Source organism: Mesorhizobium sp. M5C.F.Ca.IN.020.29.1.1, assembly GCF_003997375.1.
Lineage (GTDB): Bacteria > Pseudomonadota > Alphaproteobacteria > Rhizobiales > Rhizobiaceae > Mesorhizobium > Mesorhizobium wenxiniae.
On the sequence record NZ_RZSW01000209.1, the window covers coordinates 1 to 10,037 of the forward strand.

Genomic DNA, 10,037 nt, shown 5'->3' on the forward strand with positions numbered 1-10,037 from the left:
ACCCATGACCGAGGCGGGTGCATCCGGCGTCAAATGGGACGAAGCCACGCTGACAGACTATCTTCGCGATCCCAAGGCCAAGATCAAAGGTACGAAGATGGCGTTTGCCGGCCTCAAGAAGGACGAGGACCTTGCCAACGTCATCGCCTACCTGAAGCAATTCTCCAAATGACCCGGTTCTTCAGCCGGCCGATGGGCCGGCCAGATTGCCTGCCCCAATCGGTGGTCACCTGAAATGTCGGCTCGGGAAAGCGGCCTCAAGAATACCGGTATCCGCATCTCGGAAGCGACAGTCAGCGATTTCTTCGCGCTTCTGAAACCACGCGTCATGGCGCTTGCTGTTTTTACCGCTTTCGTGGGGCTGATGGTGGCGCCTGGGGCGATGAATCCGGTCATCGCCGTGATTGCAATTGGTGCAATTGCGGTTGGAGCGGGAGCGGCCGGGGCACTCAACATGTGGTACGATGCCGATATTGATGCGCTGATGTCGCGCACATCAAAGCGGCCGGTCCCGTCAGGCCGGGTCATGCCAGGCGAAGCTCTCGGCTTTGGCCTGGTGCTTTCCGTGCTTTCGGTCATGACGCTCGGCGTGCTGGTGGGGTGGTTTGCCGCATCGCTGCTGGCCTTCACCATCTTCTTCTACGTCGTCATCTACACGATGTGGCTGAAACGCTCGACGCCGCAGAATATTGTCATAGGCGGCGCCGCGGGTGCCCTTCCTCCGGTGATCGGATGGGCGGCGGCCACCGGCGCCGTCGGGGCTGAAAGTCTCATCCTGTTTCTGATCATTTTCCTCTGGACGCCGCCGCATTTCTGGGCGCTAGCGCTGTTCAAGATCGGCGACTATGCTGCCGCCGGCATTCCCATGATGCCGAACGTGGCCGGCCAGGCTTCGACCAGAAAACAAATCTTCGTCTATTCACTGATCCTGGCACCAATCGGCGTGCTCCCTTGGGCTTTTGGATTCGCGAGCGGATTGTACGGGCTCGCTTCGGCCGCATTGGGCGCGGGGTTCATCTGGCATGCCTGGAAGCTTCTGATCGACAAAAGGTGGGTTGAAGGGTGGGAGATGAAACGCGCAAAGGCGCTGTTTGCCTATTCGATTTTCTATCTTTTCGCGATCTTTGCCGTGCTGCTTGCCGATACCATTGCAATGCGTATCGTCATGTCAGCCGGAAATTGACCTGACTCGTGGTTGCATCGAATCCTGATTCTTGGATTGCTTGCCGGGTTGAGACGGCCAATCGGCGATTGCTGAACGAGGTCCGCCCCCGAACCTGCTCAAACCTCACGTTGGCACTGCGCAGAACCCCAGCAACAGCAGAATAACTACGCCAAGGCCGAGCATGAGAACGGTCTTTCCATCCATGACCTTCACCCTTCAACCCGGCTTGGAGAATATCGAAGAAAGGCCGTTAGAGCTAGCCGGATCACCGGAGCCGTCCCTCAAACAAAGGGCGGCGACAAATCCCATGCAAGAGCGTATGTTGACCATGGTGCAGGTCGCGGTTTTGCGTGGCCAGTTACGCTGAACGGCAGCACCGTGGAATCGCGACCTTACCGGACCTGGTCTGGAGGAATGGTCATGGCAAGTTTTCACGTGATTGCAGGCGCCAGCGAGACGCTGGAGCACACCAGAATTCGAAAGATCGGCGTTTCCGACCTTTTCGACGCGCTCAAGCGAGGGGTCGACGATTTTATGGTTAAACCGTCGCATATCGTTTTCCTCTGCCTGATCTATCCGCTTGTCGGCGTCGTGCTCGCTGTCTGGACGTCGGGCAACAATGCGTTGCCGCTGTTGTTTCCGCTGGTGTCAGGTTTTGCGCTGATCGGTCCATTCGCGGCGATCGGGCTGTATGAGATCAGCCGCAGGCGGGAAGCCGGACTCGACGCCTCCTGGGGCCACGCTTTCGAGGTCAGGAATTCTCCGGCGCTGCCGGCCATCGCGGCGGTCGGGATCATGCTGCTTGCGATCTTTATCGCCTGGCTTTTGACAGCGCAGATATTTTACCAGCAGGTGTTCGGCCCGGCCCCGCCGGAATCGCTCTCCAGCTTCATCAGTGAAATATTCGCCACCGGACGCGGCTGGACGCTGATTATCCTGGGCCACGCCATCGGCTTCGTCTTCGCCGCGGTCGTATTGTGCACCACGGTCGTCGCGTTCCCGTTGTTGCTCGACCGCGACGTCGGCGCCTATGAAGCCATCCACACCTCGGTGCGCGTGGTCCTGGCGAACCCGATCGTGATGGCAGTGTGGGGCCTGATCGTCGCCGTCGCCCTGATCATAGGCTCGCTGCCGGTGTTTGCCGGGTTGGCGGTCGTGCTGCCGATCCTCGGTCACGCCACCTGGCACGTCTATCGCAAAGTTGTGGAATCGCCCGCTTCCACCAAACCGGCGAGCTGAAAAAATCCTGCCTTGCCGCACCGGCGAGCGCGCCGGTACGGCAAGGGCTGAGCCTTCAGTAAGCCGGGTAGCTAAAGCGGGCTTGTTGTGCATCGCTGGTCAGATTGCGGAAATCCTTGCCGCTGACATGCACGAGCGTCCTGTGGTCACCGCCCTCGAAATAGATGTCAGCGGCATTGCCTAGGCTTTCATCGAGGATCACCGGCACATCGTAGGCCGCGCCGATCGGCGGGATGGCGCCGGTGTCGCAATCCTCGAAGAGCGAAACCACCTCATCTTCGGAGGCGAGTCCGATGCGCTGGTCCATGACGTCCTGCAACGTGCCGAGCTCGATCCTATGCGTGCTGGGCACCACGGCCAGCGCATAGCCACCGTCGTGGTGAACGACCACCGATTTGGCCATTATGCTGCCGGGCACATGCGCCGCTATTGCGGACTGCCTGCTTGTCGAGGTGCGGTGGTGCTCGACGGTGTCGTAGGAAATTCCTTTCTCGTCGATAAAGTCCTTCAGTCTGTTTGCGATCGTCATCTTGAGCCTCCCTCGCTGGAGTTCGCGACGCATGTGGAAACGAGGACAATCATTTTGCTTCTGTCGTTTCCCTACCAACAAAAATGGGCCAGCTGTCGATTGTTTCAAGGCAACGCAGAGCGGGCCGCAAATGGCATCTCCGGCTCTTGATGGACATGCTGCCGAAGCCCTGTACCCGGATGCGCGTCAGGGCTCGGCCCCAAAAAACACCGTCCGGGTGAGAAGCGTGTAATCCGATTCGAAGACCATCATCGCCACGAATACCAGCACCAATATCGGCGGCAATATGATCGCATATGTCAGCGCCAGCCGTTCCCAGGCCATGTGCATGAAGACCGCGACGATCAGCCCGGCCTTGAGCATCATGAAGATCAGGATCAGCGACCATCTGAGATAACCCTGGAGGCCGACATAATCGACCAGATAGGAGCAGGCGCTGAGGATGAACAGCCATGCCCAGACCACCAGATAGAGCTTGATCGGGTGCTCCTGATGAACTTCCGCGGGGGCGGTGCCGATTGCCGCCGGATCATGCGCTTGAGCTCCGTGAAGCGTGTGTTGCGCCAGGCCGTTTGCGGTTACCTCAGCCATATCTGCCTCTCAAAGATGCTGCTTCTCACCAAAGATAGAAGAATGCGAAAATGAATACCCAGACCAGGTCGACGAAATGCCAGTAGAGCCCCATGATCTCGACGTGCTCGTAGCGGCCCCTGCGGCTGGTGAAGAAACCAGGCCGTCCCGTGTCGTAATCTCCGCGCCAGACCTTTCGCGCCACGATGATCAGGAAGATCACCCCGAACGTCACATGGGTGCCGTGAAAGCCGGTGATCATGAAGAAGGATGATCCGAACTGCGCCGCACCCCACGGATTGCCCCAGGGCCGTACCCCTTCGGTGATCAGCTTGGTCCATTCGAAGGCCTGCATGCCGACGAAGGTCGCGCCCAGCGCTGCGGTCAAAAGCATGAGGATCGCAGTCTTGCGGCGGTCGTGGCGATAGCCGAAATTCACCGCCATGGCCATCGTTCCGCTGCTCGAGATCAGCACGAAGGTCATGATGGCGATAAGGATCAATGGAATATTCGAGCCGCCAAAGTGAAGGGCAAAGACCTCGCTCGGATTGGGCCACGGCACTCGGGTAGACATGCGCGCGGTCATGTATGAGAGCAGGAAGCAGCCGAAGACGAAGGTGTCGCTGAGCAGGAAGATCCACATCATGGCCTTGCCCCAGGACACGTTCTTGAACGCGCGCTGATCCGAGGACCAGTCGGCGGCGACTCCTTGCAAGCCCGCCGGCCGCGGCTGTGCTTGGCCAGTATGCGTCAGTGTCGTGTCTGCCATCCGTCCGGCCCTCCTAGGTCAGCAACTGTCGGCAAATCTCGATGAAAGTCGCGGCCCAGCCGGCCAGAAGCGCGAAAATGGCGAGCCAGACGAAAAGCAGGAAATGCCAGTACATGGCGCACAATTCGACGCTGAGGCGAAGCCGCTCCGGCCGTGCTCCGTTCCAGGCGCCGGCAGTTGTTCGGCTCAGACCCACCAGCCCTCCCAGGATGTGCAGGCCATGCATCCCGGTTATCAGGTAGAAAAAACTATTGGCCGGATTGGCGGTCAGCAAGTAGCCGTCGGCGGTCAGTTCCCGCCATGCCACAAGCTGTCCGATCAGGAAGGCAAGCGCGGTGAGCCCGGCCGTGACGAGGCCGAGCCTGACCGTGTCGATCTGGCCCCGGCGCGCAGCGACCGAGGCGCATTGCAGCGCAATGCTGCTCAGGACCAGCACGCCGGTGTTGAACCAGAGCACGCGCGGCAACGGCAGCGCCTGCCAGTCCGACAGCGCCATGCGCATGAAATAAGCGCTGGTGAAGAGTGCAAACAGGCAGCCGACGACGGCGAGGAAGACGCCGAGGCCGATCTTGGCGGTCGGCAACGCCGATCCTTCCTGGCCGATAATATCACCGATGACACCTTGCTCGAGCCATGGCTTGGCCATCAGCCGCTGGTGGGAAAGCCACCATCCGGCAAAGCCGACGATCACGAGGAGGAAGACCAGAATGACGCTCATGCCGGCTCCCTGGACGATCCGAAGGCGCCCGGCATGTTTTGCGGGATAAAATCCTCCTTGGCGCCCGGCACGCTGTAGTCATAGGCCCAGCGATAGACGATCGGCAGTTCCTTGCCGAAATTGCCATGGGCGGGCGGTGTTTCCGGCGTTTGCCATTCGAGCGTCGTGGCGCGCCACGGATTGCCGCCGGCCTCGCGGCCGTGGCGAATGCTCCAGATCAGATTGAACAGGAACACGATTTGGGCAAAGCCGACGAGGAACGCCATGATGCTGATGAACGCGTTCAGATCGTGGGCCGATTCGGTCATCACCGTCGTGGCGGTCAGTTCGTGGTAGCGACGCGGCACGCCCATCAGGCCGATGTAGTGCATGGGAAAGAAAATCAGATAGGCACCGAGGAAGGTGACCCAGAAATGGAACTGGCCCATCGCCTCGTTCAGCATCCGGCCGGTGACCTTCGGGTACCAGTGATAGATCGCCCCGAAGATCACCAGAATCGGAGCGACGCCCATGACCATGTGGAAATGGGCAACGACGAACATCGTGTCCGACAGCGGAACGTCGACGACGACGTTGCCGAGAAACAGTCCGGTCAGCCCGCCATTGACGAAGGTGACGATGAAGGCCAGGGCAAAAAGCATCGGCACGGTGAGGTGGATGTCGCCGCGCCACAGCGTCAGCACCCAGTTGTAAACCTTGATCGCGGTCGGGACGGCAATGATCAAAGTCGTGGTGGCAAAGAAGAAGCCGAAATAGGGATGCATGCCGCTGACATACATGTGGTGCGCCCAGACCACGAAGCTCAGCGCACCGATGCCGACGATGGCCCAGACCATCATCCGGTAGCCGAAAATGTTCTTGCGCGCATGGGTGCTGATCAGATCGGACACGATGCCGAAGGCCGGCAGCGCCACGATGTAGACCTCGGGATGGCCGAAGAACCAGAACAGATGCTGGAAAAGGATCGGACTGCCGCCGCCGTGCTGCAATTGCTCGCCCATCTCGACGATGGCCGGCATGAAGAAGCTGGTGCCGAGCGCACGGTCGAATAGCATCATCACGCAGGCGACAAAAAGCGCCGGGAAGGCGAGCAGCGCCATGACAGTGGCGGTGAAGATACCCCAGACGGTCAGCGGCAGGCGCATCAGCGTCATGCCGCGTGTGCGGGCCTGCAGCACCGTCACGACGTAGTTCAAGCCGCCCATGGTGAAGCCGATGATGAACAGGATCAGCGAGACGAGCATCAGGATGATGCCCCAGTCCTGGCCGCCTGGCGTGCCGGTCATGATCGCCTGCGGCGGGTAGAGCGTCCAGCCGGCGCCGGTCGGTCCGCCGGGCGCAAAGAAGCTCGACGCCAAAACCAGCACGGCGAGCAGGTAGATCCAGTAGCTCAGCATGTTGACATAGGGAAAGACCATGTCGCGCGCGCCGACCATCAGCGGGATCAGGTAGTTGCCGAAGCCGCCCAGGAACAGTGCCGTGAGCAGATAGATCACCATGATCATGCCGTGCATGGTGATGAACTGGTAGTAGGCTTCGGGGCTGATGAAGTCGAACGTGCCGGGGAAGCCGAGCTGCAGCCGCATCAACCAGGACAGCACCAGCGCCACCAGGCCGATTGCCGTGGCCGTCGCCGAATACTGGATGGCGATGACCTTGGCATCCTGCGAAAAGACGTATTTCGTCCACCAGCTGTGCGGATGGTAAAGTTCCATCTCCGCGACTTCGGCCGGCGGTACCGCATCTGCAGGTGTGATATCGACCATAAGAACACTCCGTGCCCTTTTCGACCAGGCTCGACAGTTTCGAGCCCTACCGCAATTTCAACCCACGTCGCCGTCTTCCCGGCGTCTACTCTGCCGAGCCCACCTGCTGGGGGGCCGACAATTGCGCGAAAGTCTGCTGTTCGCCGAGCCAGGCCAGATAGTCTTCCGCCGTATCGACCATGACCACGCCATTCATCAACGGGTGCCCCTGGCCACAAAGTTCGGCACACAGGACCTGAAAAGTTCCGGTTCTGGTCGGGGTGAACCAGAAATAGGTGACCGAGCCCGGGATCATATCCATCTTGGCGCGAAATTCAGGGACGTAGAAATCATGCAGCACGTCGATCGAGCGGAGCAGCATCTTGACCGGCTTGCCGACCGGCAGATGCAGATCGGCGGCTTCGACGACGACATCGTCCTGGCCGTTGGCATCACTGGCGTTCACGCCTAAGGGATTTTCAGGGCTGACGTTGCGGGTGTCGGATGTGCCGAGCTTGCCGTCCTTGCCGGGCAAGCGGAAACTCCATTGCCATTGCTGGCCGACGACTTCGACCACTGTTGCGTCGCTTGGGACGCTGACGAACTGGTTCCAGACGAACAGGCCGGGAACCAGCATGGCCGTGACCCCGATTGCGGTGACGATCGTCAGCCACCATTCGAGCCGCTTGTTCTCGGGTTCGTATGCCGCCTGGTTCCCTTCCCGATGACGGAAGCGGAAGACGCAATAGGCCATGAATAGGACGACGGCGGCGAAGACGACGCCGGTGATCCAGAAGGTGATGATGATGGTGTTGTCGATATAGTCCCAGTTAGAGGCAATCGGCGTCCACCACCATGGGCTCAGGAAGTGAAACAACACTGAGCCCACAACTACCAAAACGAGTACAAGCGCGATGGCCATATCCCGTTTCCTCCCGGCATTCCAGGGCGCGAAGCCGCCCCGGGAAATGCCAAATGCATCATAGCTCGATTTCCCGTCGAAATTCTAGTGCGGTCTTCCGGTCAGCCGAAAACGCAATGGCGATGATGCGGAAGAACCCAAGAAGAAGAAGGCTGCAGCGAAGAAAAAGCTGCCAAGGCGCCGAACAACACGGCATTGCGCCGAATTATGAAAGACCGCCCCCAATGCATCCTTTTTCATAGTCGCCTTAAAGCGACGTGCGTCCACTTGGACGCAGAAACTCTGAACGAATTTTCACTGTCTACGAATCGTGCGTCCGAGCATCGATCCCGATTCTCGGACCGATGCGATAAGCGACAGATTCGCGCCCAAGCAGCGGTTGGCGGCTGGCGATACGATGTTTTGATCATTATCTGCGCCGAGTTGCAAAGTGCAGGTTCGTTGGAGGGATCGTTGAAATTATTCGTCGGCATCGGAGGCGCGGTCGCCACGGCGGTCCTCTTCGCCTCGGTCTGCGGTATCGCCCAGGCCGACAGCGTCCTTGACAATTGGCGGTTCGACACCGGCAGCGATGGCCTGGTCACTGCCTCGCTCCATGCTACCAACAAGCTCATCACGGGCGGCGGCACCTTAAGCTACAGCCCGATCCTGACCATTGCCTGTCGGGCGAATGGCGAACCGCGCTGGAGCGAATGGCTGCAGTTGAACGATGCCGTCTCCGCCAGCCGGACCATCACCGTGTCGGTGACCGTCGACAAGGCCAGCAAGGTCAACGAAAGCTGGTCGGTCGGCGCGCGGGGGAGGAGGCTGGTTCGGGATGGTGCCGACGGGATCAGGCGATTGGTTTCCGCAGACCGGCTCCAACTGTCCTGGCGGTTCGGGCTGCTGTCGGGGCGAGGCGAGGCCGATTTCGACCTAGCCGGGTTCAGCGAGGCGGTCGGCCAGATCGCCGGCACCTGCAACACCGAGTTGCCGTGATCGGGATCAGCAGCGCTCGCCTCAACCCACTAAGAAACCCAGTGAGTTATTCCGGCGCAAACGTCTCGAACGCACCCGCGCAGCCAGCGGTGCGCCGGATCGGCATCGAGCCGCGGGTGCCACAAAAGTGAAACCGTGATTTCTGGCAGGGGAACCGGGAGAGGGAAACAGTACATTCCGTCGCGCAGGTTCCCCGTATATCGTTCGGGAACGCTGGCGATCAGGTCCGAGGCGCGCGCCAGAGCCAGAGCTTCCGAAAAACCGCCGACGACCGTCACGATCTCTCGTTTCAATCCTAGCGGCTCAAGCGCGTGGTCGATCGGTCCCCTGTCGAGCCCGCGACGGGAGAGGAGGATGTGCCGGCCGGCCGCATAACGGGCAGGGGTGATCGTCAACTCGCGTAAGGGATGCCCCATCCGCACGACGCCGACGAAACGATCACGGAACAGCGCTTGCGCGCGCACCTCTGGCCCCGTCACCTTTCCGACGACGCCGGTTTCCAGGTCTGCGCTGCCGTCGCGCAGGGGCGTGCTGTCCTTGTCCGGCTTCAGTACGAAACGCAGCCGCACGCCCGGTGCTTGTTCGCCGACGCGCGCAATGAGATCAGGTCCGAAATTCTCAACAAAGCCGTCCTGGTTTCTGAGTGTGAAGGTTCGCACAAGCCGTTTCAGGTCGAGCATCTCAACAGGACGCAGAACGGCTTCGGCGTCCTCCACAAGCTGACCGACGCGCTCGCGGAGCTCGAGGGCCCGGGGTGTGGGAACAAGGCTGCGTCCGGCCCTGACCAACAGCGGATCGCCGATCGTCTCACGCAATCGCGCCAGCGCCCGGCTCATCGCCGACGGGCTAAGCCGCAGCCTCTTGGCGGCGCGTGCCACACTGCCTTCCGTCAGCAGCACATCGAGGGTGACGAGCAGATTGAGATCGGGATGCGGCATAGATGGATCGTAGCATGGTTGGCACGATCTGACATAGCGTCAAACGCAATGATTAAGTGCAAACGATGCGTCTTCAGCCATGTCAAGCAAAGGACTACGTGTCTGCCAGCTCCGTTTCCGGAGCCGCCAGAAAACGGAGTTCATATTGAAGGCAATCGATGCAGGACGGGCAGTCGCCGGAAATATGGAACGAGCACCTTCGGTTCGGTGGGCGCTTGCCGGCCTTTCGCTGTCAATGTTGCTGTCCTCACTCGGCATCAGCATCGCCAATGTTGCCTTGCCGACCTTGGCGCAGGCGTTCGACGCCTCGTTCCAGGAAGTCCAGTGGATCGTGCTGGCTTATCTCCTCGCCGTGACCACCCTGATCGTCAGCGTTGGACGGCTCGGTGACCTCATCGGTCGCCGGCGGCTGTTGCTGGCCGGACTGTTCCTGTTCACGACGGCGTCGGTCCTATGTGGTGTCG

The 10,037-nt window shown here is 60.3% G+C and carries 11 protein-coding genes and 1 pseudogene; 5 read left to right on the top strand and 7 right to left on the bottom strand.

Annotated features, from left to right (window positions below):
- From EOA85_RS39050 to EOA85_RS17820, 3 genes and pseudogenes are all read left to right on the top strand, one after another.
- Window positions 1–172: pseudogene (locus tag EOA85_RS39050) on the top strand (cytochrome c family protein); the annotation flags it as partial.
- A gap of 63 nt (window positions 173–235) precedes the next feature.
- Window positions 236–1,183, top strand: coding sequence for a heme o synthase (locus tag EOA85_RS17815; RefSeq protein ID WP_127210602.1), 948 nt, complete (start codon window positions 236–238; stop codon window positions 1,181–1,183).
- Window positions 1,184–1,585: 402 nt separating this feature from the next.
- Window positions 1,586–2,404 (top strand): DUF2189 domain-containing protein, encoded by an 819-nt coding sequence (locus EOA85_RS17820; RefSeq protein WP_065007813.1) that lies wholly within the window; start codon window positions 1,586–1,588, stop codon window positions 2,402–2,404.
- Window positions 2,405–2,459: 55 nt separating this feature from the next.
- Here EOA85_RS17820 and EOA85_RS17825 read toward each other — a convergent pair whose 3' ends face one another.
- The 6 genes from EOA85_RS17825 to coxB all read right to left on the bottom strand — a co-directional run bounded on the left by EOA85_RS17825 (window position 2,460) and on the right by coxB (window position 7,657).
- Window positions 2,460–2,933, bottom strand: coding sequence for an aminoacyl-tRNA deacylase (locus EOA85_RS17825; RefSeq protein ID WP_065007814.1), 474 nt, complete (start codon window positions 2,931–2,933; stop codon window positions 2,460–2,462).
- 186 nt (window positions 2,934–3,119) lie between these two features.
- Window positions 3,120–3,524 (bottom strand): cytochrome C oxidase subunit IV family protein, encoded by a 405-nt coding sequence (locus EOA85_RS17830; RefSeq protein ID WP_065007783.1) that lies wholly within the window; start codon window positions 3,522–3,524, stop codon window positions 3,120–3,122.
- Window positions 3,525–3,549: 25 nt separating this feature from the next.
- Window positions 3,550–4,272: a heme-copper oxidase subunit III family protein gene (locus EOA85_RS17835; RefSeq protein WP_127210603.1), complete on the bottom strand. Its 723-nt coding sequence runs from the start codon at window positions 4,270–4,272 to the stop codon at window positions 3,550–3,552.
- A gap of 13 nt (window positions 4,273–4,285) precedes the next feature.
- A complete protein-coding gene (locus EOA85_RS17840) occupies window positions 4,286–4,990 on the bottom strand; it encodes a cytochrome c oxidase subunit 3 (protein WP_127210604.1) in 705 nt (234 codons plus the stop codon).
- Window positions 4,987–6,756 (bottom strand): cytochrome c oxidase subunit I, encoded by a 1,770-nt coding sequence (gene ctaD / locus EOA85_RS17845; protein WP_095521425.1) that lies wholly within the window; start codon window positions 6,754–6,756, stop codon window positions 4,987–4,989. Before ctaD ends, EOA85_RS17840 begins: the two co-directional genes overlap by 4 nt.
- An 85-nt stretch (window positions 6,757–6,841) precedes the next feature.
- Window positions 6,842–7,657, bottom strand: a complete 816-nt coding sequence (coxB, locus tag EOA85_RS17850) for a cytochrome c oxidase subunit II (RefSeq protein WP_127210605.1) — start codon at window positions 7,655–7,657, stop codon at window positions 6,842–6,844.
- A 453-nt stretch (window positions 7,658–8,110) separates the two neighbouring features.
- Between coxB and EOA85_RS17855 the strand changes: the two genes are divergently transcribed.
- A complete protein-coding gene (locus EOA85_RS17855; RefSeq protein ID WP_065007815.1) occupies window positions 8,111–8,635 on the top strand; it encodes a hypothetical protein in 525 nt (174 codons plus the stop codon).
- Window positions 8,636–8,664: 29 nt separating this feature from the next.
- On the opposite strand, the gene EOA85_RS17860 is transcribed toward EOA85_RS17855, so the two are convergent.
- A complete protein-coding gene (locus EOA85_RS17860; protein ID WP_065007788.1) occupies window positions 8,665–9,573 on the bottom strand; it encodes a LysR family transcriptional regulator in 909 nt (302 codons plus the stop codon).
- 184 nt (window positions 9,574–9,757) lie between these two features.
- Between EOA85_RS17860 and EOA85_RS17865 the strand changes: the two genes are divergently transcribed.
- A partial coding sequence (locus tag EOA85_RS17865; RefSeq protein WP_127210606.1) for an MFS transporter occupies window positions 9,758–10,037 on the top strand: 280 nt, incomplete at its 3' end.